Raw genomic sequence first — 26,552 nt, 5'->3', positions numbered from 1 at the left:
CCTGAAGGAGCCCTTCAGCTTTTGTCGCCCCGCCCCGTCACGCAATTCGGCACCAGGTTGCGGTAGTCGGCGATGCGAACTACCGCAACCTGGTGCCGAATTGCGGGGGTCAGGCGGCCGGGATCCAGTCCGGGTTCGACGCGAGGACGGTCAGCTGCTGGGTCGCGCGGGTCAGCGCGACGTACAGCACGCGGCGTCCGGTGGTCGACTCCGTGATGAGGTCGTTGGGCTCCACCAGGACGACGGCGTCGTATTCGAGGCCCTTGGAGTCGAGGCTGCCGACGACCTTGAGCCGCTCGTCGAGGAGCCCGTCGAGCCAGCCCTCGACCTCGGGCACCCGGTCCATGGCGGTGATCACGCCGACGGTGCCTTCGACGGCCCCCATCAGCTCCTTCACCGCGGCCTGCGTCGCCGCCTCCAGGCCGGCGGCCTCGACCGGCCGGACCTCCGGCGTGATGCCGGTCTGCCGCACGGCGCGCGGGAGCTCGTCGGCCTCGGCGTGCCCGGCGACGACCTTCGCGGCCAGGTCGAAGATCTCCGCCGAGTTCCGGTAGTTGGTGCGCAGGGTGAACCGGCGCCGCGTCGTCTTGAGCCCGAAGGCCTGGTCACGCGCCATCGCGGCCTCTGCCGGATCCGGCCACGAACTCTGCACCGGGTCGCCGACCACGGTCCAGCTCGCGTACTTCCCGCGCCGCCCGACCATCCGCCACTGCATCGGCGAGAGGTCCTGCGACTCGTCGACGACCACGTGCGAGTACTCGTCGTAGTGCCGGGGCCGGGTCGGGGCGCCGCCGCGTTCCGGGTTGACCTCGATGCTCTGCCTGCCCTTGCGCCGCTTCGGTGGCTCGCCGATCAGGACGCGCAGCTCGTCGAGCAGTGCGACGTCCGCGATGGTCCAGCCGCGCGAGCGGTCGGCGAAGTCGGCCGCGAGCAGGCTGATCTCGTTGCGGTTGAGCAGGCCCTTCGCCGCGGCGGCGAGCCGCTTCTCCACGCCGAGCCACCGCAGAATCTGCGCCGGGTACAGGATCGGCCACCAGACCACCAGGAACCGGTGGAACTCGATGCGCTCGCCGAGTTCGCTGATCAGCTCGGCCTTGTCGATCTGACGGCCGTCGTCCTTCGCGTGCTGGTCGGCCTTCGCGGCGAGCGCGTCGAGCAGCAGTTCGGCGGCGCGGATCCGCGACCGGTTCGGCGGCCCGCCCGCGGTGTGCACCTTGCGGCGCACCTTGTCGAGTTCGCGCGCGTTCAGCCGCAGCACCTCGCCGCGGTAGACCATCTTCATGTCCTCGGGCGCGTCTTCCGGCGTGTCCCGCAGCGCGCGCAGCAGGATCTTGCGCATCCGCAGCGATCCCTTGATCGCCGCCAGCGGCGCCGGGTCCTGACGGGTCGCTTCGAGACCGTCGAGGACCTCGCCGAGCGCGCGCAGTTCGACGTTCGTCTCACCCATCGACGGCAGCACCCGCGAGATGTAGCTGGTGAACACCCCGGACGGGCCGATCACCAGCACGCCGGCGCCGCCGAGCTGGCGGCGGTAGCGGTAGAGCAGGTACGCCGCGCGGTGCAACGCGACCGCGGTCTTGCCGGTGCCGGGGCCGCCGGTGATCTCCGTGACCCCGCGCCACGGCGCCCGGATGACCTCGTCCTGCTCCTTCTGGATGGTGGCGACGATGTCCCGCATCTTCTCGCCGCGCGACCGCCCGAGCGCGGCCATCAGCGCGCCTTCGCCGACGATCTGCATGTTCTCGGGGACCGCGTCGGCGATCAGGACGTCGTCGTCGACGTCGAGCACGTTCTGGCCGGAGCACCGGATCACCCGGCGCCGGACGACGTCCATCGGCTCTTCGGCCGTCGCCTGGTAGAACGCCGCCGCTGCGGGCGCGCGCCAGTCGGTGACGAGGTTGTCGAACTCGGCGTCGCGGATGCCGAGACGGCCGACGTAGATGTGGTCGTTGTCGAGATGGTCGAGCCTGCCGAAGACCAGGCCTTCGTACTCCGCGTCGAGGGTCTGCAGGGTCTGATTGGCGTGGTACACCATCATGTCCCGTTCGAACAGCATCGACGCCTGCTCGAAGATCGCTTCCCGCCCGGCGCCATGGCCGATTTCATAGCCCTTGGTACGCATGGCCTCTGCCTGGGCTCGCAGTTCGGCGAGCCGGGTGTAGACCGTGTCCACATGGGCTTGCTCGATGGCGATCTCGGCCCGTCTGACCCGAGGTTCGGACACGCAACGCTCCTAAACGCTTCTATCGCCTCCGAGGGCGAAGGACGACTCTACGCGAGCTGGGCGGCGGCTTCACCAAGTCCCGGCCAACGTCACGGCCGAAGGCGTTGAGGCACGATGCTCCAATGACCAGGATCGTGGCGGGGACCGCGGGCGGCAGGCGGTTGAAGGTCCCTCCGAAGGGCACGCGGCCCACGTCGGAACGCGTGCGCGAGGCGCTGTTCAACGCGCTGGAGGTCGCCGGCGAGCTCCAGGGGACCCAGGTCCTCGACCTTTACGCCGGTTCGGGCGCGCTCGGGCTGGAGGCGTTGTCCCGCGGCGCGTCGGGCGCGCTGTTCGTCGAACACGACAGGCGCGCGGTCGAAGTGCTCAAGGGGAACGTCGCCGCGCTGGGGCTCGGCGGCACGGTCCGGGCCGGGACCGTCGAGTCCGTCGTCGCCGCTCCGGCGCCGGAAACGTTCGACATCGTCCTCGCGGATCCGCCGTACGCTGTCGATTCCACCCGCCTGGGCGAGGTCATGGCCGCGCTCGCCGCAGGCCGGTGGGTCGTGGACGGGGCGCTGGTGGTGATCGAACGGGCCGCGCGGGACGGTGAACCGGACTGGCCGCCCGGGTTCGAACCGATGCGCACGAAGCGCTACGGCGACACCGCGCTCTACTGGGCGGAATATCAGGTGTGAGACGGCGCACTGATGAACGCGCAGGGGTCCCTTCTCCTTGGTAGCGTCCGCGCATGCGGCGTGCGGTCTGTCCCGGGTCCTACGACCCGGCCACCAATGGACATCTCGACATCATCGAGCGGGCGGCGAGGCTGTTCGACGAGGTCGTCGTCGCGGTGGGGGTGAACAAGAGCAAGAAAGGCCTGTTCACCACCGAGGAGCGGATGGACATGCTGCGTGAGATCACCGCGAAGCTGCCGAACGTGCGCGTGGATTCCTGGCAGGGCCTCCTGGTCGACTACTGCCGCGAGAACGACATCGTCGCGGTCGCGAAGGGGCTGCGGTCGGTCAGCGACTTCGACTACGAGCTCCAGATGGCGCAGATGAACCGTGAGCTGACCGGGCTGGAAACCCTGCTGATGGCGAACAACCCGGCGTACGGGTTCGTGTCGAGCTCGCTGGTCAAAGAGGTCTCCGCGCTCGGGGGCGACATCGAGCACCTCGTCCCGCCGATAGTGTTCAAACGTCTCATGGAGAAGCACTCCGAACGAGGTTGACCCGAACGGCCGAAGCCGTTGGTCGGTCAACGGTGAACGGCGGTGAAGAGTTCATCTCGGCGCCTTCTGGTGAATACACGATCGGGTTACGGTCCGAAAATGACCAACAAACGATCGCGGATCGCCGCCGCGCTGCTCGTTCTGCTTGTCACGTTCTTCGGCGGGCTGAGTGCCGCGCAGGCCACGGCCGCCCCGGTCTCGATCCAGCAGAATCCGTGTGGGGATCTCACCGGGTTCAAGCATGTGTCGCTCTCGTCGCTGCCCGCCGAGGCGACGACGACCTACAACCTCATCCAGAAGGGTGGCCCGTTCCCGTACCCGGACAAGGACGGCACGGTCTTCTCCAACCGCGAGAACATCCTCCCGAAGTGCGCTTCGGGCTACTACCGCGAGTACACGGTCCCGACCCCGGGTTCGCCCGATCGCGGTGCGCGCCGCATCGTCACCGGTAACGCCGGCGAGCACTTCTACACCGCCGACCACTACAAGACCTTCTCCGTGATCGACGCCGACGGCACGCCGTCGCCGTCCTGCGGCGACACCTCGAAGCTGACGAAGGTCGGCTACTCGACGCTGTCCTCCGCGGCGAAGTCCGTGGTGGACAAGGCCCGCGGTGGCGCGACCGGCACGGTCTACGAGAACCGCGAAGGCGTGCTGCCGTCGTGCGCGGCCGGTTACTACCAGCTGTTCCCGGTGGGCACGAGCGACCGCGTGATCTCGGGCAAGGGCGGCGAGATCGTCTACACCCCGGACCGTTACGCGACCTTCAAGCTGGTGAACCTCGACGGCTGATCCGCTCATGCAACATTTCGTGCCTCCTCGTCCGTGAGATACACCGGAACACGGACGAGGAGGCACGATGCGGTCTGGGGACGATGCGAGCTTCAGGGAGTTCGCCAGGGACAAGGCGCTACCGCTCAGGCGGACGGCGTATCTCCTCTGCGGCGACTGGCATCTCGCGGAGGATCTGGTCCAAACCGCGCTCATCAAGCTCTACCGGGTCTGGCCGAAGGTCCGCCGGAAAGGGCCCGTCGACAACTACACGAGGCAGATCCTGATGCGCTGCTGGCTCGACGAGCGGCGACGACCTTGGCGGAGCAGAGAGAACCGCGACGGCGTCGTCCCCGAAGAGCCCGCCGCCCCGGCCGATGCCGGGGTCTCGGATTCGCTGCTTCGCGCCCTCGCCGAAGTTCCGCCGAAACAGCGCGCCGTCGTCGTGCTGCGCTACTGCGCCGATCTCCCGGTCGCGGAGGTCGCCGTCGCGCTGCGCTGTTCGGAAGGGACGGTCAGGAGCCAGGCCGCGCGAGGGCTCGACGCCCTGCGTGCGGCCCTGCAGAGACAGCATGACGAGGCTGTCTCCGGGAGGAGCGCGTGATGGACGAACTCGAAAACAGGCTGCGCGGGATCGAACTGGCCGAGCCACCGCTCGGCTTCGACCCGGACGAAGTCGCCGGGACGGCGGCGAAGAAGGTGCGAAACCGGCGGGCGGTCGCGGTGACGGGGGCCGCGACACTGGCGATCATCGCGGCCGCGGTGGTGTTCGTGGCACCAGGTCACGATCCCGTGGTCGCACCGGCCGGGCCGCCATCCCCGACGACTGTCCAAGCGGGGCCGGCGAAAACCCCGAAACCGCCGGTGTCGCCGAAGGTGGACTTGACGGCGCAGAAAGCGCGGATCACCGGGCATCTGGCGGCCACCCTGCCCACCGTGCTCGCCGGGACCAGTGACATTCGGGTCCGCTCCGTACATCAGCTGCGGACCGAGAACGACTGGGACGTGCTCGTCGTCATGGTCGGCTACCGGGACGCCGCCGGCGCCGAACGGCCCCTGGTGATCACGATCAGCGGAACCGAGGCCGCCAAGCTCGGCTTCTCCCTGGAAGACAGCTGCAAACCCGGCCGGAAGGCCATCAACGGATTCGATGCGGACATCGGCGGGGTGACGAGCGGGGAACCGGTGGACTGTACGAAGACGCCCCGAGCCGACGGAAGCACCGTCGTCGTCTCCGGACTCGTCCCGACGTTGCCCGCCGGCGACGTCGAACCTGCCCGCAGCGTGACCATGTACCGAGCCGACGGTACGTCGGTCGCCGTGACCGCCGGTACGTCGGTCACCGTGACCGCCGGCACGGGCGGCGGCGGCTCGATTCCGGCCGACGACCAGCTGATCGGACTGGTCACGGATCCGGAGCTCAACCTCCGGTAGGTGGCGCGCGGTACCGGTGGGGACACGCCCGGTACCGCGCGCTTTCACCCCTTACGGCGGCGATGAGGGCAAACTGATCTCAGGGAATGTGGGGATCGCTGTAGCAGTAGGTAGGGAGTGGGCCGTGTACCGGGTTTTCGAGGCGCTCGACGAGCTCGTCACCATCGTGGAGGAAGCCCGCGGCGTGCCGATGACCTCCAGTTGCGTCGTTCCACGCGGGGACACCCTCGAGTTGCTCGACGACATCCGCGACGCCCTCCCGGGTGAAGTCGACGACGCGCAGGACGTCCTCGACAAGCGCGACCAGCTGATCCAGACCGCCCGCACCGAAGCGGCGGAGACGATCACCACGGCGAACACCGAGGCCGACCGCACGGTCGCCGACGCCCAGGCGGAGGCCGAGCGCATCCTCGCCGACGCCCGCGCCCGCGCCGAGCAGATGATGAGCGACGCGCACGGCGAGGCCGAGCGCATGGTCGCCGCCGGACAGGCCGAGTTCCAGAGCCTCACCGACCGCTCCCGCGCGGAGTCGGAGCGGATGATCCAAGCCGGCCGCGACGCCTACGAGCGCGCCATCGAGGACGGCCGCGCCGAACAGGCCCGGCTCGTCGCCCAGACCGAGGTCGTCCAAGCCGCGCACGGCGAGGCGGCCCGCATCGTCGACGAAGCGCACGTCGAGGCCGACAAGCAGCGCAGCGACTGCGACGCCTACGTCGACGGCAAGCTGGCCGAGTTCTCCGAACTGCTGGCGACCACGCTGCGGACGGTCGACTCCGGACGCAACCACCTGCGGTCCCCGGTCAACCTGCCGGGCAACAGCCGCACGTCGCTGTACGACTACCAGTCCTGACCCGGGCGTTCCGGCGCCCCCTTGCTCGCTTGAAGTACATGAAGGCCCCCTTCCTCGCGCCCAGGTACAGGAAGGGGGCCTTCATGTACACGGGAAAGGACCTCCACGCTTGGTGCCTCAAGGAGTCCTTCACGGACGGGCAGCTGCCCGCCGGGGCTTCGCGGGGCGTGCCCGAAAGTCGGTGGCGGGGACTGCGTACCCTGGTCATCGATGTCTGAGAACAAGTCGCCGCAGGCCAGGCCTGCGCAACTGGACGGCCGGAACCCGTGGGTGCTCGACACCCGCGAACTCGGCCGTCACGCCGGCCTGAGCAAGGCCGTCCAACGCGCCATTCCCGTCGAGACCGCGCTCGGTGTGCCCGACGTCATCACCATCGACGCCGGCTCCAGCCTGGAACTCGACCTGTTGCTCGAATCCGTCGTCGAGGGTGTGCTCGTCAGCGGTACGGCGTCCGCCGTCGCGACGGGGCACTGCTCGCGGTGCCTCGACCCGATCACGGAAGACGTCGAGGTCGACCTGACCGAGCTCTTCGCCTACCCCGGCTCCGCGACCGAGGAGACCACCGACGAGGACGAGATCCCTCGCCTGGTGGACGACCGGATCGACCTCGAGCCGACGGTCCGGGACGCGGTGGTGCTGGCGCTGCCGCTGGCCCCGCTGTGCACCGAGGACTGCCGGGGACTGTGCATCGAATGCGGTGTCAAGTGGGCCGATCTCGAGCCCGGGCACGGGCATGAGAAGATAGACCCTCGGTGGGCCACGCTGGTGAGGCGTTTCGGCGACGAAACGGCCGATGACCAGGCTGATGGCCCCGGAAAGCAAGCCTGACGAGCACCAGCTCGTTCCGGAGAAGCAAGTTCGCTCGCGACCGCGGGCAGACCGTCTGAAGGAGATCTACTCGTGGCCGTCCCGAAGCGGAAGATGTCGCGATCCAACACCCGCGCGCGCCGCAGCCAGTGGAAGGCGGCTCCGGTTCAGCTGGTGCCCTGCTCCAACCGCGCCTGCAAGCAGCCGAAGCTCCAGCACATCGCGTGCCCGGCCTGCGGCCAGCACAACGGTCGCCAGGTCGTCGAGCCCGCCTGATCGGCAGCTGACGACATGGGGGGCAAGTCGGCCGGTGGACCACCCGTGGACACCGCACCACTGCTCGAAGCACTCGGGATCACGATCGAGCCCGAGCTGCTGACATTGTCGCTGACCCACCGTTCTTATGCCTATGAGAACGGTGGGTTGCCGCCGAACGAGCGCCTGGAGTTCCTCGGGGACGCGGTGCTGGGTCTGGTCGTCACCGACCACCTTTACAACACCCATCCCGACCTGGCCGAAGGTCAGCTCGCGAAGCTTCGCGCCAGCGTGGTCAACATGCACGCGCTGGCCAGGGTCGCGCGCGGCCTCGGCGAAGGTGGGCTCGGCAAGCACCTGTTGCTGGGCAAGGGCGAAGAGCTCACCGGCGGCCGGGACAAGGCGAGCATCCTCGCCGACGGTCTCGAGGCCGTCATCGGCGCCGCGTATCAGGAGCACGGCATCGACATCGCGCGTAAGCTCGTGCACCACCTGTTCGACGGTCTGCTCGCCGAAGCGCCGCTGCGTGGCGCCGGACTGGACTGGAAGACCAGCCTCCAGGAGCTGACCGCGTCGGCCGGGCTCGGCGTGCCCGAGTACAAGGTCGAGGACACCGGTCCCGATCACCGCAAGGAGTTCACCGCGACCGTCCTCGTCGGCGGGCGTGAACTCGGCTACGGCTCGGGAACGACCAAGAAGGAAGCCGAGCAGAAGGCCGCCGAGACGGCCTGGCGACAGCTTTCGGCCGAACTCGACGTCGAACAGCCGCCGAAGACCACCTGAGTCCCGCACTCCCTCGTGAGTGGTAATAACGGTTCTGGCCGTCATTACCACTCACGAGGGCCGGTGGGAGAATCGACGTCATGCCCGAACTCCCCGAGGTCGAGGTGGTTCGCGCCGGGCTCGAGGCGCATGCCTCCGGCCGGACGATCACCGAGGTCGAAGTTCTCCACGCCCGCGCGATCCGCCGTCACGAACTCGGCGCCGAGGATTTCACCGGACGCCTTTCCGGTACCAAGATCACCGCGGCCCGCCGTCGCGGCAAGTACCTGTGGCTGGAGCTTTCCGACGGCCAGGCCATGCTCGCGCACCTCGGCATGAGCGGCCAGATGCTGGTCCAGCCCGAAGAAGCGCCTGACGAGAAGCACCTTCGCGTGCGATTCCGTTTCGCCGACAGCGGGCCCGAGTTGCGCTTCGTCGACCAGCGGACCTTCGGTGGTCTCGCGCTCGCGGAACTCACCGAGGTCGACGGGACGGCGTTGCCGTCCACCATCGCGCATATCGCTCGCGATCCGATGGACCCGCGCTTCGACCTCGACCAGGCCGTCCGCGCGCTGCGGTCGAGGCGGACCGAGATCAAACGCGCCCTGCTCGACCAGACCCTCGTCTCCGGTATCGGCAACATCTACGCCGACGAAGCCCTCTGGCGGTCCAAGCTCCACTGGGCCCGGCCCACCGAAAAGCTCACCGCGGCACAGGGCCGGACGGTCCTCACCGCCGCCGGCGAGGTCATGGACGCCGCGCTCGTCGCGGGCGGGACGTCGTTCGACGCCTTGTACGTCAACATCAACGGCGAATCCGGGTATTTCGACCGATCGCTCGACGCCTATGGCCAGGAAGGCCTGCCCTGTGGCCGGTGCGGAACCGCGATCCGGCGTGATCCCTTCATGAACCGCTCGTCCTTTTCGTGCCCCCGGTGCCAGCCGCGTCCGCGCTTGAGGTGAAAACTGTCGTGTACGGCGCGGGTGTCGCGTCAACTAGCATGAACGGGCACGACATTGAGGGAGTGGGATGGTGGCCGCGACCGAGCCCGGCAAGACGACGCTCGCCGAGAAGATCGACAAGCTGTTCCAGATCGTGCTGAGGCCCGATCGTGAGCCGTACAGCCACGAAGAGGTCGCCAAGGCGTGCCGTGAAGCCACCGGCGAGAGCTTCTCGACGACGTACCTGTGGCAGTTGCGCACAGGTCGCCGCGACAATCCCACGAAACGCCACCTCGAGGCCCTCGCCCAGTTCTTCGGTGTCTCGCCGGCGTACTTCTTCGACGACGTGCAGAGCGCCAAGATCGCCGAGGAGCTCGCTTTGCTCGGCGCCCTCCGCGACGCCGGCGTCCGGGATGTCGCGCTGCGGGCCGTAACACTCTCCCCCGACGGACTCGACACCATCAGCGACATGATCGACGCGATCGCCCGCAGGGAATCCGGACGGGGCGGCACGAAGAAGGAGACGTGAGTGGACCGCCGCCGTAAAGAGCTGTGGCGCCGCTGCCGGGGGCTCGCCGACGGCGTCGCTCTTCCCGAACCCTTCGACGCCGAGGCCTTCACCGCCGAATTGGCGGCCGAACGCGGCCGCCCGATCGAGTTGATGCAGGTCAGCGTCCCCTCCAGCGGCCCTTGCGGGCTGTTGATGAGCACCGAGCGCGCGGACTACATCCTCTATCCGACCAACACCACCGCCCTGCACCGGCGGCATATCCTCCTGCACGAGGTCGGCCACCTGTTGTGCGGCCACACCGGTTCGGACGTCGGCGCCGACGGGATCGTGCTCGACGCCGCCGCCGGCAAGACCCTCATGCCGAACCTGTCGCCCGAACTCGTCCGCCGTGTCCTCGGCCGCACGAGTTACAGCGCCGTCGAGGAGCAGGAGGCCGAATTGCTCGCCAGTCTGCTCGCGCAGCGCGTCGCACGGACGACGGTGCGTGGAGCGGCGCGTCTCGACGAGAGCGGGAGCGACCTCGCCGGTGGGATGGCCAGGGTCGACAACCTCTTCGGCAGCCGGAAACGGCGCCGGCCGTGACCGAGACCATCGCGTATTTCTGCTGCGTGGTGGCTTTCGCTGGATTCGGGTACAAGCTGATCCAGGCGCGGCACACCCAGCCGCTGCGGCGGATGTGGTTCCTCAGCGCGTTCGGGATGTGCATCGCGGGCGGCATCATGCTGCTCACCCCGGCCATGGAGAACGCCGTCGGCGTCGAAGAACCCATCGGAAGCCTTCTGAACCTCGCGGCCGATCTGCTCAAGATCGGCGCGATGGCCTTCGCGGTCGCGTTCGCGCATTCGCTGAAACTGGGGGAGGGCAAGCGGATCGGCTGGCACGCGCTGCTGTCCTGGATCGTCGTGGCCGCCGAGATCGTGCTCTTCTTCCTCTCCGACAGTTACCGCGTCGGCGAACACACCGCCGCCGGGCCGGGCAGGCTCGGCTGGTTCGTCGCGTACAACGTCCTTTTCCTCGTCTACGGTCTGATCAGCCTGCTGACCTTCTCGATCGTCTTCGCCCGCTTCGCACGCCATGCAGATCCGGGCCCGCTTCGCACCGGGCTGTGGCTGCTCGTCGGCGGCGGCGTCGCCGCGCTGGGCTGGACCTTCTGGGACGTCGACGACATCTACATCCTCGCCACCACCGGCGAGGTCAACGCCGGTGAGGAAACCGTCTCGTCGATCCTGGCGGCGCTGAGCGTCGGGCTCGCCGGGGCGGGCGCGACGCTCAGCGTGTGGGGGCCCGCGCTGGCCACCCCGTTCCGCCTGATCGGCACGTACCGGACCTATCGCCGGATCGAGCCGTTGTGGACCGCGTTGCGTGAAGCCGTCCCGGGAATCGCCCTGGACCCGGGCCCCGGTATGCCGGGCGGCGTCGAGTTCGCCTTGTACCGCAGGGTCATCGAGATCCGGGACGGCCATCTCGCGCTGCGTCCCTACTTCGATCCGGACGTGCCGCCGGTGGCGGAAGCCGAAGCACGCAAGGCGAAGATCCCCGAATCCCGGGTCCCCGCGACGATCGAAGCCGCGGCCTTGGCCGCCGCGCTCGTCGCCTCCGAGGCCGGCCGCCGGTACGCCCCCGACGACGTTCCGGCGACCTACCTCGACGAGCCGGACATCGCCACCGAAGCGGCGTGGCTGGTGGAGGTCACGCGCGCCTGGCGACGGTCCACCGTGGTCGGACGCATTCGCGACCGAGCCCGTGAAACGCTTGCTGCTTAAGCCGAAACGATCGCGGTGACGGCGGCCGCCGCCGAGACCGGCGCGAGCCAGATCGGCGGGGCGACGTCCTTGATCCCGTCACCCGCCCGCAGATGGGCGATCGCCGCCCCGATCAGCAACGCCACCAGGCCGATCGCCGCGGCGATCCCGAGCGGCGCCCAGAAGAATCCGGCCACCAGGCCCGCCGCTCCGGCGATCTCGAGAGCGCCGATCCCCTGGATCTCCCGGACCGAGAAGCCGAGCCTCTCGGTCCGGGAGATCAACGACGGCTGACGCAGGACCTTCGCCACCCCCAGTACGGCGAAGATCGCGGCCAGCAGCACCGACAACACCACATGAGTTACGGTCATAACGGAACTCCTTGGTGCGGAAGGATTTCAGACGGTCACGCGGCGCATCGTGGCGAAGCCGCCCACCCCCGCGACGCAGACCAGCAGGGCGAGCACCCCGGTCACGCCGCCGACGGTCAGCGTGCTGAAGAACGTGCCGAGTTTCGGCCAGGAATCGGTCCAGCTGAGCAGCAGCACCCCGCCCACCAGCACCAGTACCTGCGCGGCGGCGAACAGGACCACGCCCAGCACCGCGGCGCGCCGGTAGATCAGGCCGTACCACATGCCGTAGACGAACATCAGCGTCAGCAACACGAACGACGTGAGCAGGGTCAGATACCAAGAACCGTCGAGCAGCCAGGGCACCCGGAAGTAGTTGAGGCCGATCCCCCAGCCGCCGGTGGCGTTCTCGATCGCCTGGAGCACGACGATCCCCACCGCGTACATCGCGGCCAGCCCGGTCACCAGCAGGATCGTGCCCAGGTAGTACGACCGCCTCGACACGCCCAGCGCGAGCCCGAACGGCAGCGACTTCGTCATGCTCAAGGCACCGCAGACGAGCATGAACACGTACAGCGTGAACAGGCCGCCGGAGTAGTTCTCCTCGGGCGTCTCGGGAATCACCGCGAAGATGGTGAGGTTCACCAGGAACGCGAAGAACGTGACGCCGACCGGGAGGACCAGGAACTGGAGCCGGTCCACCAGGTGGTAGCGCGCGACATTGACCAGGGTGTTCATGCGGACGCCTCCTCCGCTGTCGTCTGTCCGGTGTTGGAGGTGTGCACCATCAACTGCTGCAAGGAAAGCGGTTCGAGCTTCAGATGCAGGGCCTGTGCCCGCGCCTTCGCGGCGGCGTCGAGCGCGTCGGCGACGGTGACCGAAGCCCGTGAACCGATCTTGCGGCGGTGCAGCACCCGGCGGCCGGCGACGAAGGATTCCACCGCCGTGGCCGGCCCGCTGACCGTGGCGGCCGAGCCGCGCAGTTCGTCGGCGGGAGCGTCGAGCACGACGCGGCCCTTGTCGATCATCACCACGTGCTCCAGCAGATCCGCCACCTCGTCGATCAGGTGCGTGGACAGCAGGACCGTGCGCGGATGGGCCGAATAGTCGTCGAGCAGCCGGTCGTAGAACAGTTGGCGCGCGACGGCGTCGAGGCCCGCGTACGGCTCGTCGAGCAGCGTGAGTTCCGCCCGTGCCGCCAGCCCGATCGTGATCGACAGCGCCGAGCGCATCCCTCGCGAGAGCTTCTTGATCGGGCGCTTCGTCGGCAGGTCGAAGTCGCGAAGCAGCGTGTCGGCCAGTTCCGCGTCCCAGTTCGGGTAGAACCACGACGCCGCCGAAAGGGCGTGCCGGACCTTGAAGTCCGGGAACTGCTGGTCCTCGCGGACGAGCACCAGGCGCTGGAGCACGCGTTCGTTCTCCACCGGGTTCTCGCCGAACACGCGGACCGAGCCCGCGCCGGCGAACTCCTGTGCGGTGACGATGCGCAGGAAGGTGCTCTTGCCCGCGCCGTTGCGGCCGAGCAGGCCGGTGATCTTGCCTTCTTCGATGTCGACCGAGACATCGCCGAGCGCGAGGTGGTCGCCGTAGCGCCGGGTCAGGCCGGTGGTCGAAATGGTCGGCGTCATGCGGCGGGTCCTCCGTTCCGGTGTCCGTTCCCGCGGATGAGCGAGATCAGGGTTTCGTCGTCGATGCCGAGGCGCCGCGCTTCGATGAGCATCGGGTCGAGGTACTGCTCGGCGAATCGTTGCCGCCGGTCGGTGAGCAGCTTCTGCCGCGCGCCGCCGGCGACGAACATGCCGATACCGCGCCGCTTTTCGAGCAGTCCGTCGTCGGCGAGCACGTTGATCCCCTTGGCCGCCGTCGCCGGATTGATCCGGTAGAAGGCGGCGAGTTCGTTGGTTGACGGCACGCGTTCCCCCTCGGCCAGGCTTCCCTCGGCGATGTCGTCGGCGATCTGTTCGGCGATCTGCACGAACAGGGGTGTTCCTTCGTCGAGCACGACACCTCCGTTCCCAGTCTTCGTGCACCCGTGCCGGGTGCAGTGGTTCATTACTAGAGTAAGTAACCCATGAACCACCCCTTTGACGCAAGCGGGTTCCGCCGTGCGCACTACTGCGCAATGCGTGGTACCTTCTGTTGCGTAAGACTGGGAGGGACGCGACTGTGGAGATCAGTCAGCTACTTAAAGGCGTGCTGGACCTCGCCGTTCTCGCGGTACTTCGCGGAGAGGACGGCTACGGCTACGACGTACTCCGAAGACTTCGCATCGCGGGGTTGCAGGAAGTGGGCGACGCTTCGGTGTACGGAACGCTTCGGCGGCTGTACAAGGCAGGCCTGCTGACGTCGTACGTGGTGCCGAGCGAAGAAGGCCCGCACCGCAAGTACTACAGCCTCAACGAACCGGGTCGTCAGCGCCTCGAGGAGTCGGGGCAGACCTGGCGGACTTTCGCCACGACAATGAACAGCCTGTTGGGAGAGGCAGCATGAGCACGCAGAATCCGACCGCCGTGCGGGTGTATCTGGCGAGGGTCAGGAGCGCGCTCGCCGACCTTCCCGAGAGCGAAGTCGAGGAGATCCTCGAAGACGTCCGGCCTCATCTCGCCGAGATGGAGGCGGAACTGGGGGAGAACCCCAAGGTCGACGCCTTGATCGAGCGGCTGGGTAGCCCCGAGAGCTATGCGGCCGAACTGCGGGCGTCAGGTGGCTATCCGCCGCGTCCGGCCGACGCGGGCGACAAGACCACCGTGCTGAAGGTGAAGACCGGGATCGGCGGAGCGCGGTTCGCGTTCTGGGGCCTGGTGTTCTCCGTCGGCGGCTTCGCGCTGTTCGGCTTCGCCGCCGCGGTGTGGGTCCGGGTGGAACCGTTGCTGGGCCTGCTTTTCGTCGCCCCCGTGCTCGCGATCAGCGTCGCCTACGTGGTCCGCAAGGGCGTCGCCCCGATCGCGGAACTGCCCGAGGTGGTCAAACTCCGCGAGACCGTGGCCTCGTTCCGGAAAGACCGGAACAGCAAGGGGCTGAACTACGTCCGCACACTCAAGCCGGCGTGGTGGGTGCTGTGCGCGGCGGTGCTGGTCGTGTTCGGCCTGCTGCTCGTGGTCCGCGATACCGAGGCCGTTTTGCTGCTGCCGTTGATGCTGCTGGCGGCCGTCGCCGTGGTGTGGGCGGGGCCGAAGCTGAAGACCGACCGGCGGCTGCTGTGGCTGGCCGTGCCGATCTCGGCTTTCGTCATCGGAAGCATGCTCGGCGGTGCGGGCGCCGCGGTCGACCTGATCGCGAAACGGTCCTACGGCAACGGTTCCTACAACAGCGGCTACACGCCGAACTACAGCGACAACTACGGCAACCCGCAGTTGATGTACGGCAGCCAGGACGTGGAGAACATCTACGCGTTCGACGCCGAAGGCAAGCCGCTGACCGAGATCTACCTCTACGACGAGAACGGCCGTCCGCTCAGCACTACGCGGTACGCCTGCGAGAGGAGTACGGGCGAGAAGCGGAAGGCCGGTGACGACAACCGCTATCCGCGTCCGCAGATCGAGCGGGGTGTCCAGGACTACGACGGAAACCGCGACGGCTACAACGGAAGTCGCTCCTACTGCCAGGAGAAGACCGAGGTCCCGTTCAGTGCGGCGATCCCGAAGGGCGCGCCGGTGCCTTCTTCGGCCGCCCCGCCGTCGTCCTCCTCGGTGGCGCCTCCGCCGAACTCCGCCCAGCCGACGCGCTAGGTGGTCCGGGTGGAGGCGGCCGTCGGGGGCGCCTCCGCCCGATTTCGTGGGTGGTCTGGACGGGTAAGGCGACGCCTTCTCTCTGTCCTTGATGGATGTGATGCGAGATGGTGGTGCCTGACTTGGGCGATTCGTTCGGCTTATTGGGAGTAAGGCGAAGGTGGCAGGTTGCGAAAGCCACTTTGGCAACGTTCAACGTTGCGAAAGTGGCTTTCGCAACGTCGGAGGCAGGGGTGACTTCGCTGCGCCGGTGCCGTCGTTGAACCCATGGTCGATGCGTCGCGAAAGCCACTTTCGCGACGCCTGAGGTCCCGAAAGTGGCTTTCGCGACACCTGGGTGCCCCACGGCCGCGAGCGAACCCCCGCGTCCCGGCACCTTCCCACCATTCTGGATGGTGGTGCCCGCCTCGGGCGATTGCGCGGGACTCGTGAGTGGCGATTCGGGTTAGAGCCCGAAACGCCACTCACGACCCCTAAGCGAAACCGCACACTAGCCATCAATCGGGACACTTACTCGCCAGGGAATGTCCCTTGTGGGCACTCCGGGCACGGCTGACCCCAGGCCGTACCGGGACACCTGCACGTTTTCGCGCACGGGATGCCGCCACACGGCGGGTTCGCGCTGGGTCTCGAACGCTGGACGGCCCGGTTGCTCGGGCTGCCCAACGTCCGTCAGGCGACGTTGTTCCCGCGTGACCTGCACCGCTTGACCCCGTAAAGCCGCGAGCCGGCACCTCGTGCTGAGGTGCCGGCTCGCGTGGGAAACAGGCTCAGTGGAGGAACGCGCTCCTGGCGGCCAGGTCGGCCAGCAGGGCGCGGCCCTTCTCGGCGTTGCGCGGCTGGGCCAGGACGTCGTAACGCCGGGCGACCAGCTGGCTCTGCGAGATGAACCCGCGCTTGTTCTTCGAAGCCGCGTACCCCAGCGCGCCGAACAGCAGGTTGAACGCGATACCGCCGACGAGGCCGACGAGGATCGGCACCAGCCCGGCGCCCGGGTTCAGCAGGCTCAGCACGAGGCCGAGGAACATACCGAACATCGCGCCCGACAGCGCCGAGCTGGTCAGTACCTTGCTCCAGCCCATCCGCCCGGCGATCCGCTCGACCAGGACCGGCTCGACCCCGACGATGGTGACGTCCGTGATCGGGAAGTCCGTTCCCGCGAGGTGGTCGACGGCACGCTGCGCTTCGGAGTACGACTCGTACGAGCCGATCGGCCACCCACTGGGCATCGTCGGGAGCTGAGCCCGCCCCTGGGGCTCGGTGAACGTGGTCTGCTGCGTGAATGCCTGTGTCATTCCTTCTCACCTCTCTTGATCCGTACAACGTTCCGGGTGTGCGGATCTCCTCCCGTCCGGCGGGATTCACAGCATCTTCTCAGCCGGGCATCGCAGACAATCCGCCCAGGGATCAACTACAGTCCGCAATGGGTAACGAACCAGACCATTGGTCGAGTTGACCAGGTCGGGTCCACCCGGTAGGAAGAAGCCGCAAAGGTACCGCTTCGAACCTTTAGGTGAGGCTGATGGCGAACAGGCGCGGCATGCTCACGCTGGATCGGCTCCGGGAACTGGTCGAGGACGGCACGGTCGACACGGTGCTGGTGGCGATCACCGACATGCAGGGCAGGCTGCAGGGCAAACGCTGCGCCGCCGAGTACTTCCTCAACGAGGTCGTCGAGCACGCCACCGAAGCGTGCAATTACCTGCTCGCCGTCGATGTCGACATGAACACCGTCGACGGCTACGCGATGTCGTCGTGGGAGACCGGCTACGGCGACTTCGTCATGCGCCCGGACTTCGACACGCTTCGCCTGCTTCCGTGGCAGGAGGGCACCGCGCTCGTCCTCGCCGACCTCGAACGGGTGCAGGGCGGCGCCGTGGCCCCTTCGCCGCGCCAGATCCTGCGCGGTCAACTCGACCGGCTCGCCGCGCGTGGTCTCGCCGCGTACGTCGGGACCGAGCTGGAGTTCATCGTCTTCGACGACACCTTCGAGTCGGCATGGGACAAGCGGTATCAGGACCTTCGCCCGGCCAACCAGTACAACGTCGACTACTCGATGCTCGGCACCTCGCGGATCGAGCCGCTGCTGCGCCGCATCCGGAACGACATGGGCGGGGCGGGACTGTACGTCGAGTCGGCCAAGGGCGAGTGCAACCCCGGCCAGCACGAGATCGCGTTCCGCTACGCCGACGCGCTGACCACCTGCGACAACCACAGCGTCTACAAGACCGGGTCCAAGGAGATCGCCGCGCAGGAGGGCAAGAGCCTCACGTTCATGGCGAAGTACAACGAACGCGAGGGCAACTCCTGTCACATCCACATCAGCCTGCGCTCCGCCGAGGGGGAGCCCGTCCTGGCCGGCGACGGCCCCGGCGGGTTCTCGCCGCTGATGGAGCATTTCCTCGCCGGTCAGCTCGCCGGGCTGCGTGAGCTGACTTACTTTCTCGCCCCGAACATCAACTCCTACAAGCGTTTCGTTCCCGGCAGCTTCGCGCCGACAGCCGTCGCATGGGGCACCGACAACCGCACGTGCGCGCTTCGCGTCGTCGGGCACGGAGACTCGCTGCGCACCGAGAACCGGGTCCCGGGCGGCGACGTGAACCCGTACCTCGCGGTGGCCGCGCTCATCGCGGCCGGCTTGCACGGCATCGAGAACGAACTGGAGCTGGAGCCGGAGTTCCAAGGCAACGCCTACGGGTCCGACAAACCGACCGTACCGACGACTCTGCGTGAAGCCGCGGCTCTGCTGGACAAGAGCGAACTCGCCAGGGCCGCGTTCGGGGACGAGGTCGTCGACCACTACCTGAACGCGGCGAAGGTCGAACTCACCGCGTACGACGCCGCCGTCACCGACTGGGAGAGGATCCGTGGCTTCGAACGGCTCTGAACCGATCATCGGCCTCACCTCCTACCTGGAGCCCGCGAAGTTCCTGGTGTGGGAGACCGAAGCCGCGTTGCTGCACCGGGTCTACGTCGACGGGATCGTCGCCGCGGGCGGGATCCCGGTCCTGCTGCCGCCGGTGAGCGGGGCACACGATCGGCTGATGTCCGCCGTGGACGGGCTCGTGCTGGTCGGCGGCGCCGACGTCGACCCGGCACGCTACGGCCAGGAACAACACGCGACGACGTACACGAGGCCGAACCGGGACGCGTTCGAGTTCGGCCTGCTGCGGTCCACTTTGGACAGCGGAAAGCCGGTGCTCGGCGTGTGCCGCGGGCTACAGGTGCTCAGCGTCGCGCTGGGCGGCACGCTCGCCCAGCACCTGCCGGACACTTTGGACAGTGCTGATCACCAGCCCGCGCCGGCGACCTTCGGCACCACTACGGTGACGCTTGCGGAGGGGAGCCGGGTCGCGGCGATCCTCGGCACCGAGACCAAGGTGCCGTGTTATCACCATCAGGCGATCGACAAGCTCGGCGACGGGCTGGTCCCGGTCGGCTGGGCCGACGACGGCACCATCGAAGCGGCCGAACTGCCCGGCGACGGGTTCGTCCTCGGCGTCCAATGGCATCCCGAACAGAATCCCGACGACATCAGGCTTTTCGAGGCGCTGGTAGAAGCAGCTAAGGAGCGCGCATGACGTTCGAGGTGATCAACCCCGCCACCGAAGAGGTGGTGCGGTCGGTCGAGCCGACCTCGGCCGAGGAGACCGACGCGGCGATCGCCCGCGCGCACGCGGCGTTCCCCGCCTGGCGCGCGGTGGCCCCCGGCGACCGGGCGCGGCTGCTGCGCCGCTTCGCCGACGCCGTCGACGCCGACATCGAGAACCTCGCCGCGCTGGAGGTCGCCAACGCCGGCCACACGATCGGCAACGCGCGCTGGGAAGCCGGCAACGTCCGCGACGTGCTGACGTACTACTCCGCGTCGCCAGAACGGTTGAGCGGCAAGCAGATCCCGGTACCCGGCGGGGTGAACATGACGTTCCACGAGCCGCTCGGCGTGGTCGGGGTGATCGTGCCGTGGAACTTCCCGATGCCCATCGCGGGCTGGGGGTTCGCGCCCGCGCTCGCCGCCGGGAACACCGTCGTGCTCAAACCCGCCGAGCTCACGCCGCTGACCGCGATCCGCCTCGGCGAGCTCGCCCGTGAGGCGGGGATCCCCGAAGACGTCTTCCAGGTGCTTCCCGGCAAGGGATCCGTGGTGGGACAGCGGTTCGTGGACCACCCCGCGGTGCGGAAGGTGGTGTTCACCGGCTCGACCGAGGTCGGCAAGCAGATCATGGCGGGCTGCGCCGCACAGGTGAAGCGGGTGACGCTGGAACTCGGCGGCAAGAACGCGAACATCGTCTTCGCCGACGCCGACCTGGAGAAGGCCGCGGCGACCGCGCCGTACGGCGTCTTCGACAACGCCGGGCAGGACTGCTGCGCGCGGTCGCTGATCCTGGTGCAGTCGAGTGCGTACGAGAAGTTCATGGAACTGCTGGAACCCGCGGTGAACGGCGTGGTCGTGGGGGATCCGCGGCTGGAAGTGACCGAGATGGGGCCGCTGATCTCGGCGGGGCATCATGCGAAGGTGTCGTCCTATGTGGACGACGCGGCGCCGGTCGCCTTCCGGGGCAACGCGCCCGTCGGCCCCGGATACTGGTTCGCGCCGACCGTCGTCACCCCGCCGGATCTGCGGCATCCGCTGGCTTCGGAGGAGATCTTCGGCCCGGTCGTCGCGGTGGTCCCGTTCGACGGGGAGGCGGACGCGGTGACCATGGCCAATGACACCGAGTACGGCCTGTCCGGCTCGATCTGGACCCGCGACGTCGGCCGCGCCTTCCGCGTCGCCCGTGGTGTCGAGGCGGGGAACCTTTCGGTGAACTCGCATTCGTCCGTCCGGTACTGGACGCCCTTCGGCGGGTTCAAGCAGTCCGGGCTGGGCCGGGAACTCGGTCCGGACGCCGTCGACGCCTTCACCGAGACCAAAAACGTCTTCATCAGCACGGAGGATTAAGGAATGGTTCAGCGTTTCGAAGGCCGCGTCGCGGTCATCACCGGTGGCAGCAGCGGCATCGGACTCGCCACCGCGCGGCGGCTGGCGAGTGAAGGCGCGAAGGTCGTCATCGGCGACATTTCCGCCGAGGCGGGCAAAGCCGCGGCCGACGAGGTCGGCGGCCTGTTCGTGCAGGCCGACGTCACCGACGCCGAGCAGGTCGAGGCCCTGTTCCAGACCACTGTGGACACCTTCGGCTCGGTCGACGTCGCGTTCAACAACGCCGGTATCTCCCCACCCGAGGACGACTCGATCCTCACCACGGGCATCGACGCGTGGGAGAAGGTGCAGAAGGTCAACCTGACGTCGGTGTACCTGTGCTGCAAGGCGGTCCTGCCGCATATGCAGCGGCAGGGGAAGGGCTCGATCATCAACACGGCGTCGTTCGTCGCGGTGATGGGCGCGGCGACGTCGCAGATCTCCTACACCGCGTCCAAGGGCGGGGTGCTGGCGATGAGCCGGGAACTGGGCGTGCAGTTCGCGCGGGAGAACATCCGGGTCAACGCGCTGTGCCCGGGCCCGGTGAACACCCCGCTGCTGAAGGAACTGTTCGCGAAGGACCCCGAGCGGGCGGCGCGGCGGCTGGTGCACGTGCCGGTCGGGCGGTTCGCCGAGCCGGAGGAGATCGCGGCCGCGGTCGCCTTCCTGGCGAGCGACGACGCCTCGTTCATCACCGCTTCGCAGTTCCTGGTGGACGGTGGGATCTCGGGCGCCTACGTGACCCCTCTCTGACCGTCGCAATTCGTCACCTGATTGCGTCGCGCCGGCCCGCCACCCCTGTCACTCGTCCCGGTGGCTGGGATGGCGGGTCGCTGACCTGCGCTGTAGTCCTGAGACGCGGAGCCGCACGGTTCCACGATCCGAAAGCGCGGGAGGCCCGAAGAATGACCCGGCAGATGAGCACCGCCATGCGTGACTGCATCGACCTGTGCAACGAGTGCCACGTCAGGTGCGAGGAGATGTTGACGCGCTGCATGGAGATGGGCGGCGCGAAACTCGGGATGATGATGGTGACCTGCGCGGACATGTCCCGCATGTGCGCCGACATGATGATGCGCTGCTCCGCCATGGTCGCCGACCTCGAGATGATGCGCATGTGCGCGAAGATGTGCGGCCTCGCCTCCCAGATGATGCGCATGTGCGCCCAGGAGTGCGCCAAGACCGGTGATGCCGAGCTTGCCGACGCGGCCGACATGATGACGCGGTGCGCCGAGCTCTGCGGCACCATCACCGCCGAGATGATGATGGAGAACGCGTAACTCGCGTGATCAGAGCCGTCACTCGCGTGATTGAAGGCGTAACTCACGAGTTACGGCTCTGATCACGTGAGTTACGGCTCCAAGCACGCAAGTGACGTCGTCGGGTCGAAGTAGACGTGCGTCGAACACGCCAGGTACGGTGTGCGCACAACTACAGACAGGGCCGTCGAGCTGGAGCGGGAGAGCCCTCACGAACGTGGTGGGGCACCGAAGGAGCAAACTCCCCGGAATCTCTCAGGTACTCACTACCGCTTCCGCGAGGCCACTCTGGAAAGCAGGCGCGCAAGTGCGCCTCACCCAAGGTGAAAGCCGCATCACGTGCGGTGAAACTCTCAGGTGCCATGACAGAGGGGGAGTTCCCAGCGCACCGGTCTATCCGGCGCCTGACCCAAGGAGCTCCCTTGACCAGTACGTCCTTCGACGACCGGCACATCGGCCCCTCGGAGTCCGAGCAGGCCAAGATGCTCGCCGAGGTCGGCTACGGCAGCCTCGACGCCTTGGTGCAGGCCGCGGTGCCGTCCGCGATCCGGGTCACGCGTGACCTCGAACTTCCCCCCGCCGCGTCCGAAGAGGACGCCATCGCCGAGCTTCGCGCGCTAGCCGCGCTCAACAAGCCGATGACGCAGATGATCGGCCTCGGCTTCCACGACACGGTCACCCCGGCGGTCATCCGCCGCAACGTGCTGGAGAACCCGGCCTGGTACACGGCGTACACCCCGTACCAGCCGGAGATCTCGCAGGGCCGTCTCGAAGCCCTCCTCAACTTCCAGACCATGGTCTCCGAGCTGGCCGGTCTCACCACCGCGAACGCCTCCCTGCTCGACGAGTCCACCGCCGTCGCCGAGGCCGTCATGCTGATGCGCCGCGTGTCGAAGTCCAAGTCCGACAAGGTCGTCCTCGACGCCGAGTGCCTGCCGCAGACCATCGCCGTCGTCCGCACCCGCGCCGAGGCGATGGGTGTCGAGGTCGAGGTCCGCGACCTGCTCACCGGCTTGCCGGAGGAGTTCTTCGGCGTCGTCGTCCAGTACCCGGGCGCTTCCGGCGTGCTGCGCGGCGCGGGCTTCTACTCCGCCATCTCCGAGACCGCGAAGGCCGCCGGAGCGCTGTACACCGTCGCCGCCGACCTGCTCGCCCTCACGCTGATCACCGCGCCGGGTGAGTTCGGCGCCGACATCGCCGCCGGTTCCACCCAGCGCTTCGGCGTCCCGCTGGGTTACGGCGGGCCGCACGCCGGATACATGGCCGTCCGCGCCGGGCTCGAGCGTTCGCTGCCGGGCCGCCTGGTCGGGGTCTCGGTCGACGCCGACGGCAACCCCGCGTACCGCCTCGCCCTGCAGACCCGCGAGCAGCACATCCGCCGCGAGAAGGCGACTTCCAACATCTGCACCGCGCAGGTGCTGCCCGCCGTGCTCGCCGCGATGTACGCGGTCTACCACGGTCCGGACGGCCTCAAGCGCATCGCGACCCGAGTCCACGAACTCGCCACCACACTGGCGGGCGCTCTCCGCGCGGCCGGCGTCGAGGTCGTCCACGAGGGCTTCTTCGACACCGTCCTCGCCCGCATGCCCGGACAGGCCGAAGCGGTCGTCGCGGTCGCGCGTGAGCACGGGATCAACCTCGGCCCGGTCGACGCCGACCACGTCCGCATCGCCGTCGACGAGGTCACCACGCCCGCGATCATCGCGAAGGTGCTCAACGCGTTCGGCGTCGACAACGAGGCCGAAAGCACCGAAGCGCTTCCCGCCGGTTTGCACCGTGAGAGCGAGTACCTCACGCACGAGGTCTTCCACTCCCACCGCTCCGAGACCGCGATGCTGCGGTACCTGCGCAGCCTGTCCGACCTCGACTACGCGCTCGACCGCGGCATGATCCCGCTCGGCTCCTGCACGATGAAGCTCAACGCCACCACCGAGATGGAGCCGATCAGCTGGCGCGAGTTCGCGGGCATCCACCCGTTCGCGCCCGCCGACCAGGCCGAGGGCTACCACGTGCTGGTCGAGCAGCTGTCCGGCTGGCTGGCCGAGGTCACCGGCTACGACAAGGTGTCGTTGCAGCCGAACGCGGGCAGCCAGGGCGAACTCGCCGGCCTGCTCGCGATCCGCGCGTACCACCACGCCAACGGTCAGGCCGAACGCGAGGTCTGCCTGATCCCGTCGTCCGCGCACGGCACGAACGCCGCCTCCGCGGTCATGGCGGGCATGCGCGTAGTCGTGGTCAAGTGCACCGACGAGGGCAACGTCGACCTCGACGACCTGCGCGCCAAGGTCGAGGCCAACCGCGACACGCTGTCCGCGATCATGGTCACGTACCCGTCCACGCACGGCGTGTACGAGCACGGCATCGACGAGCTGGCCAAGATCGTGCACGACGCGGGCGGCCAGGTCTACGTCGACGGCGCGAACCTCAACGCCCTGCTGGGTCTCGCCAAGCCGGGTGAGTTCGGCGGCGACGTCTCGCACCTGAACCTGCACAAGACCTTCTGCATCCCGCACGGTGGCGGCGGCCCCGGCGTCGGCCCGGTCGCGGTCCGCGCGCACCTCGCGCCGTACCTGCCGAACCACCCGATGCTGGCGAAGGCGGGCCCCGAAACCGGTGTCGGCCCGATCAGCGCCGCCCCGTTCGGCTCGGCGTCGATCCTGCCGATCTCGTGGGCGTACGTCCGGATGATGGGCGCCGGTGGGCTCACCGCCGCGACGCAGGTCGCCGTCCTCGCCGCGAACTACGTGGCCAAACGCCTCAACCAGCACTACCCGGTGCTCTACACCGGCCAGGACGGCCTGGTCGCGCACGAGTGCATCCTCGACCTGCGCGGGCTCACCAAGGAGACCGGCGTCAGCGTCGACGACGTCGCGAAGCGCCTGATCGACTACGGCTTCCATGCCCCGACCATGTCGTTCCCGGTCGCGGGCACGCTGATGGTCGAGCCGACCGAATCCGAGGACCTCGGCGAGATCGACCGCTTCATCGCGGCGATGATCGCCATCCGCGCGGAGATCGACGCCGTCGCGCAGGGCAAGTGGGCCGCGGACAACAGCCCGCTGCGCAACGCCCCCCACACCGCCGAGACCCTGGTCGGCGACTGGGACCTGCCGTACGACCGCGAACTGGCGGTGTACCCCGCCGGAGTGAATCGCAAGGCCAAGTACTGGCCTCCGGTGCGCCGCATCGACGGTGCGCGCGGGGACCGTAACCTCGTCTGCTCCTGCCCGCCGCTCAACGCCTACGAGAACTGAGGCACTGATGTCGAAAGAGACGTCCCTGCACGGAGTCCACAAAGGACTGGGTGCGTTGTTCACCGACTTCGCGGGCTGGTCGATGCCGATCCGCTACAGCAGCGAACTGGCGGAGCACAAGGCGGTCCGCGAGACCGCGGGCCTGTTCGACCTCTCCCATATGGCCGAGATCGAGGTGACCGGTCCGCAAGCGGCCGACATCCTCGACTTCGCGCTGGTCGGCAACCTGTCCGGCGTCAAGCCGGGCCGGGCGCGCTACACGATGATCTGCGACGAGAACGGCGGCGTGCTCGACGACCTGGTCGTCTACCGCCTCGCCGACGAGAAGTTCCTGGTCGTGGCCAACGCGGGCAACGCCTCCGTGGTCGCGGAGGCACTGGCCGAGCGAGTCTCCGGCTTCGACGCTGTCGTCGAGAACAAGTCCGAGGACGTCGCGCTGATCGCCGTCCAGGGCCCGAAGGCGGTCGAGATCCTCGGCGCCGTCACCGACGCCGACCTCGGCGCGCTCAAGTACTACGCGAGCGTCCCGGCCGTCGTGAAGGGTCACGACGTCCTGCTCGCCCGCACCGGCTACACCGGCGAGGACGGTTTCGAGCTGTACGTCCCGGCCGGTGAGGCCCCCGCCGTCTGGCGCATCCTGACCGACGCGGGCGAGCCGCACGGTCTGCTCCCGGCCGGTCTCGCCTGCCGCGACACCCTGCGCCTCGAAGCCGGGATGCCGTTGTACGGCAACGAACTCAGCCTCCAGCTGAGCCCGTTCGAAGCCGGCCTCGGCCGCGTCGTCAAGTTCGAGAAGCCCGGCGACTTCGTCGGCAAGGCCGCGCTCGAGGAGCTGTCCAAGAAGGACGTTCCCCGGGTGCGTGTGGGGCTCAAGGGCTCCGGCCGCCGCGCCCCGCGCCACGGCTACACCGTCCTGGCGGGCGAGACCGAGATCGGCGAGGTCACCAGCGGTGCCCTGTCGCCGACCCTGGGTTACCCGATCGCCATGGCCTATGTGGACCGGGAGCACTCCGAGCCCGGCACCGAGCTTTCCGTCGACATCCGGGGCCGCATCGAGCCCGTCGAGGTCGTCGCCCTGCCCTTCTACTCCCGCGCCTGAAAGGCCCTTTCGACATCATGAGCATCCCCCAGGACCTGAAGTACACGAAGGAACACGAGTGGCTGAACGTCGCGGACGGCGTCGCCACCGTGGGTATCACCGCCTTCGCCGCCGAGTCGCTCGGTGACATCGTGTTCGTCCAGCTTCCCTCGGTCGGCGACACCGTCACCGCGGGCGAGGTGTTCGGCGAGGTCGAGTCGACCAAGTCGGTCAGCGAGCTCTACGCACCCGTGGACGGCGAGGTCGTCGAGGTGAACGAGGCCACAACGGACACCCCCGAGCTCATCAACTCGGACCCGTACGCCGAAGGATGGCTCCTGAAGGTGCGTCTGTCCGGCGACGTGCCCGCCCTGCTCGACGCCCAGGCGTACGCCGTCTTGACCCAGGAGAACTGA

The 26,552-nt window shown here is 68.3% G+C and carries 31 protein-coding genes and 1 riboswitch; of the genes, 25 read left to right on the top strand and 6 right to left on the bottom strand.

Annotation, left to right across the window (positions count from 1 at the left end; genetic code table 11):
- Positions 1-109 precede the first annotated feature (109 nt).
- Positions 110-2,224, bottom strand: coding sequence for an ATP-binding domain-containing protein (locus DL991_RS24385; protein WP_125786653.1), 2,115 nt, complete (start codon positions 2,222-2,224; stop codon positions 110-112).
- A 122-nt stretch (positions 2,225-2,346) separates the two neighbouring features.
- Here DL991_RS24385 and rsmD point away from each other — a divergent pair, with 122 nt between their 5' ends.
- From rsmD to DL991_RS24320, 14 genes are all read left to right on the top strand, one after another.
- Positions 2,347-2,901 carry a 16S rRNA (guanine(966)-N(2))-methyltransferase RsmD gene (gene rsmD / locus DL991_RS24380; RefSeq protein WP_199746409.1) on the top strand — a complete coding sequence of 185 codons (555 nt, stop codon included), beginning with the start codon at positions 2,347-2,349 and terminating at the stop codon, positions 2,899-2,901.
- A 53-nt stretch (positions 2,902-2,954) separates the two neighbouring features.
- On the top strand, positions 2,955-3,437 hold the full coding sequence (coaD, locus tag DL991_RS24375) for a pantetheine-phosphate adenylyltransferase (protein ID WP_125786652.1): 483 nt from the start codon (positions 2,955-2,957) through the stop codon (positions 3,435-3,437).
- Between the two features lie 99 nt (positions 3,438-3,536).
- Positions 3,537-4,229 carry a ribonuclease domain-containing protein gene (locus DL991_RS24370; protein WP_125786651.1) on the top strand — a complete coding sequence of 231 codons (693 nt, stop codon included), beginning with the start codon at positions 3,537-3,539 and terminating at the stop codon, positions 4,227-4,229.
- Between the two features lie 67 nt (positions 4,230-4,296).
- Positions 4,297-4,812 carry a SigE family RNA polymerase sigma factor gene (locus tag DL991_RS24365; RefSeq protein ID WP_125786650.1) on the top strand — a complete coding sequence of 172 codons (516 nt, stop codon included), beginning with the start codon at positions 4,297-4,299 and terminating at the stop codon, positions 4,810-4,812.
- On the top strand, positions 4,812-5,642 hold the full coding sequence (locus DL991_RS24360) for a hypothetical protein (protein WP_125786649.1): 831 nt from the start codon (positions 4,812-4,814) through the stop codon (positions 5,640-5,642). The genes DL991_RS24365 and DL991_RS24360 overlap by 1 nt, the downstream gene beginning before the upstream one ends.
- A 124-nt stretch (positions 5,643-5,766) precedes the next feature.
- Complete coding sequence (locus tag DL991_RS24355) at positions 5,767-6,492, top strand: DivIVA domain-containing protein (protein WP_125786648.1); 726 nt, start codon at positions 5,767-5,769, stop codon at positions 6,490-6,492.
- Between the two features lie 83 nt (positions 6,493-6,575).
- Positions 6,576-6,710 carry a hypothetical protein gene (locus DL991_RS43775; RefSeq protein ID WP_255433342.1) on the top strand — a complete coding sequence of 45 codons (135 nt, stop codon included), beginning with the start codon at positions 6,576-6,578 and terminating at the stop codon, positions 6,708-6,710.
- Complete coding sequence (locus DL991_RS24350; RefSeq protein WP_125786647.1) at positions 6,703-7,320, top strand: DUF177 domain-containing protein; 618 nt, start codon at positions 6,703-6,705, stop codon at positions 7,318-7,320. Before DL991_RS43775 ends, DL991_RS24350 begins: the two co-directional genes overlap by 8 nt.
- 72 nt (positions 7,321-7,392) lie before the next feature.
- The gene (gene rpmF, locus DL991_RS24345; RefSeq protein WP_005160412.1) at positions 7,393-7,575 is read left to right on the top strand and encodes a 50S ribosomal protein L32; all 183 of its coding nucleotides are present in this window, start codon (positions 7,393-7,395) and stop codon (positions 7,573-7,575) included.
- 15 nt (positions 7,576-7,590) lie between these two features.
- Complete coding sequence (gene rnc, locus DL991_RS24340; protein WP_199754043.1) at positions 7,591-8,337, top strand: ribonuclease III; 747 nt, start codon at positions 7,591-7,593, stop codon at positions 8,335-8,337.
- An 80-nt stretch (positions 8,338-8,417) separates the two neighbouring features.
- The gene (gene mutM, locus DL991_RS24335; protein ID WP_125786646.1) at positions 8,418-9,278 is read left to right on the top strand and encodes a bifunctional DNA-formamidopyrimidine glycosylase/DNA-(apurinic or apyrimidinic site) lyase; all 861 of its coding nucleotides are present in this window, start codon (positions 8,418-8,420) and stop codon (positions 9,276-9,278) included.
- Positions 9,279-9,345: 67 nt separating this feature from the next.
- A complete protein-coding gene (locus DL991_RS24330; protein ID WP_125786645.1) occupies positions 9,346-9,786 on the top strand; it encodes a helix-turn-helix domain-containing protein in 441 nt (146 codons plus the stop codon).
- Complete coding sequence (locus DL991_RS24325; protein ID WP_125786644.1) at positions 9,787-10,350, top strand: hypothetical protein; 564 nt, start codon at positions 9,787-9,789, stop codon at positions 10,348-10,350.
- Positions 10,347-11,531, top strand: coding sequence for an MAB_1171c family putative transporter (locus DL991_RS24320; RefSeq protein ID WP_125786643.1), 1,185 nt, complete (start codon positions 10,347-10,349; stop codon positions 11,529-11,531). Before DL991_RS24325 ends, DL991_RS24320 begins: the two co-directional genes overlap by 4 nt.
- On the opposite strand, the gene DL991_RS24315 is transcribed toward DL991_RS24320, so the two are convergent.
- From DL991_RS24315 to DL991_RS24300, 4 genes are read right to left on the bottom strand one after another with little or no spacing between them, the layout of a single operon-like run.
- Positions 11,528-11,881 carry a DoxX family protein gene (locus DL991_RS24315; protein WP_125786642.1) on the bottom strand — a complete coding sequence of 118 codons (354 nt, stop codon included), beginning with the start codon at positions 11,879-11,881 and terminating at the stop codon, positions 11,528-11,530. The two genes, DL991_RS24320 and DL991_RS24315, sit on opposite strands and share 4 nt — an antisense overlap.
- 27 nt (positions 11,882-11,908) lie before the next feature.
- Entirely contained in the window at positions 11,909-12,598 is a 690-nt protein-coding gene (locus tag DL991_RS24310; RefSeq protein ID WP_125786641.1) for an ABC transporter permease, read from the bottom strand.
- A complete protein-coding gene (locus tag DL991_RS24305) occupies positions 12,595-13,488 on the bottom strand; it encodes an ABC transporter ATP-binding protein (protein ID WP_125786640.1) in 894 nt (297 codons plus the stop codon). The genes DL991_RS24310 and DL991_RS24305 overlap by 4 nt, the downstream gene beginning before the upstream one ends.
- Complete coding sequence (locus DL991_RS24300) at positions 13,485-13,862, bottom strand: GntR family transcriptional regulator (RefSeq protein ID WP_005160428.1); 378 nt, start codon at positions 13,860-13,862, stop codon at positions 13,485-13,487. The genes DL991_RS24305 and DL991_RS24300 overlap by 4 nt, the downstream gene beginning before the upstream one ends.
- Positions 13,863-14,026: 164 nt before the next feature.
- Between DL991_RS24300 and DL991_RS24295 the strand changes: the two genes are divergently transcribed.
- The 3 genes from DL991_RS24295 to DL991_RS24285 all read left to right on the top strand — a co-directional run bounded on the left by DL991_RS24295 (position 14,027) and on the right by DL991_RS24285 (position 16,306).
- The gene (locus DL991_RS24295; RefSeq protein WP_034323457.1) at positions 14,027-14,350 is read left to right on the top strand and encodes a PadR family transcriptional regulator; all 324 of its coding nucleotides are present in this window, start codon (positions 14,027-14,029) and stop codon (positions 14,348-14,350) included.
- Positions 14,347-15,588 carry a DUF1700 domain-containing protein gene (locus DL991_RS24290; protein WP_125786639.1) on the top strand — a complete coding sequence of 414 codons (1,242 nt, stop codon included), beginning with the start codon at positions 14,347-14,349 and terminating at the stop codon, positions 15,586-15,588. Before DL991_RS24295 ends, DL991_RS24290 begins: the two co-directional genes overlap by 4 nt.
- Before the next feature lie 577 nt (positions 15,589-16,165).
- Positions 16,166-16,306 (top strand): amino acid--tRNA ligase-related protein, encoded by a 141-nt coding sequence (locus DL991_RS24285; protein WP_125786638.1) that lies wholly within the window; start codon positions 16,166-16,168, stop codon positions 16,304-16,306.
- 52 nt (positions 16,307-16,358) lie between these two features.
- Here DL991_RS24285 and DL991_RS24280 read toward each other — a convergent pair whose 3' ends face one another.
- The gene (locus tag DL991_RS24280) at positions 16,359-16,883 is read right to left on the bottom strand and encodes a general stress protein (protein ID WP_125786637.1); all 525 of its coding nucleotides are present in this window, start codon (positions 16,881-16,883) and stop codon (positions 16,359-16,361) included.
- A 227-nt stretch (positions 16,884-17,110) separates the two neighbouring features.
- Between DL991_RS24280 and DL991_RS24275 the strand changes: the two genes are divergently transcribed.
- The 8 genes from DL991_RS24275 (at position 17,111) to gcvH (ending at position 26,552) form a co-directional block, all read left to right on the top strand.
- Positions 17,111-18,475, top strand: coding sequence for a glutamine synthetase family protein (locus DL991_RS24275; RefSeq protein WP_199754042.1), 1,365 nt, complete (start codon positions 17,111-17,113; stop codon positions 18,473-18,475).
- The gene (locus DL991_RS24270) at positions 18,456-19,169 is read left to right on the top strand and encodes a gamma-glutamyl-gamma-aminobutyrate hydrolase family protein (protein WP_125786636.1); all 714 of its coding nucleotides are present in this window, start codon (positions 18,456-18,458) and stop codon (positions 19,167-19,169) included. Before DL991_RS24275 ends, DL991_RS24270 begins: the two co-directional genes overlap by 20 nt.
- On the top strand, positions 19,166-20,527 hold the full coding sequence (locus DL991_RS24265; protein WP_125786635.1) for an aldehyde dehydrogenase: 1,362 nt from the start codon (positions 19,166-19,168) through the stop codon (positions 20,525-20,527). Before DL991_RS24270 ends, DL991_RS24265 begins: the two co-directional genes overlap by 4 nt.
- A 3-nt stretch (positions 20,528-20,530) precedes the next feature.
- Complete coding sequence (locus DL991_RS24260; protein WP_125786634.1) at positions 20,531-21,298, top strand: 3-oxoacyl-ACP reductase; 768 nt, start codon at positions 20,531-20,533, stop codon at positions 21,296-21,298.
- A gap of 152 nt (positions 21,299-21,450) precedes the next feature.
- Positions 21,451-21,825: a hypothetical protein gene (locus DL991_RS24255; protein ID WP_125786633.1), complete on the top strand. Its 375-nt coding sequence runs from the start codon at positions 21,451-21,453 to the stop codon at positions 21,823-21,825.
- 257 nt (positions 21,826-22,082) lie between these two features.
- Positions 22,083-22,183: riboswitch (glycine riboswitch) on the top strand.
- A gap of 43 nt (positions 22,184-22,226) precedes the next feature.
- Complete coding sequence (gene gcvP, locus DL991_RS24250; RefSeq protein ID WP_125786632.1) at positions 22,227-25,058, top strand: aminomethyl-transferring glycine dehydrogenase; 2,832 nt, start codon at positions 22,227-22,229, stop codon at positions 25,056-25,058.
- A 7-nt stretch (positions 25,059-25,065) separates the two neighbouring features.
- A complete protein-coding gene (gcvT, locus tag DL991_RS24245) occupies positions 25,066-26,157 on the top strand; it encodes a glycine cleavage system aminomethyltransferase GcvT (protein WP_125786631.1) in 1,092 nt (363 codons plus the stop codon).
- Between the two features lie 17 nt (positions 26,158-26,174).
- Complete coding sequence (gene gcvH / locus DL991_RS24240; protein WP_016336369.1) at positions 26,175-26,552, top strand: glycine cleavage system protein GcvH; 378 nt, start codon at positions 26,175-26,177, stop codon at positions 26,550-26,552.

Source organism: Amycolatopsis sp. WAC 01375 (assembly GCF_003947325.1).
Taxonomy (GTDB): Bacteria; Actinomycetota; Actinomycetes; order Mycobacteriales; family Pseudonocardiaceae; genus Amycolatopsis.
The sequence above is the reverse complement of the archived record's forward strand: the minus strand, read 5'-3'. Positions and strand labels throughout refer to the sequence as shown.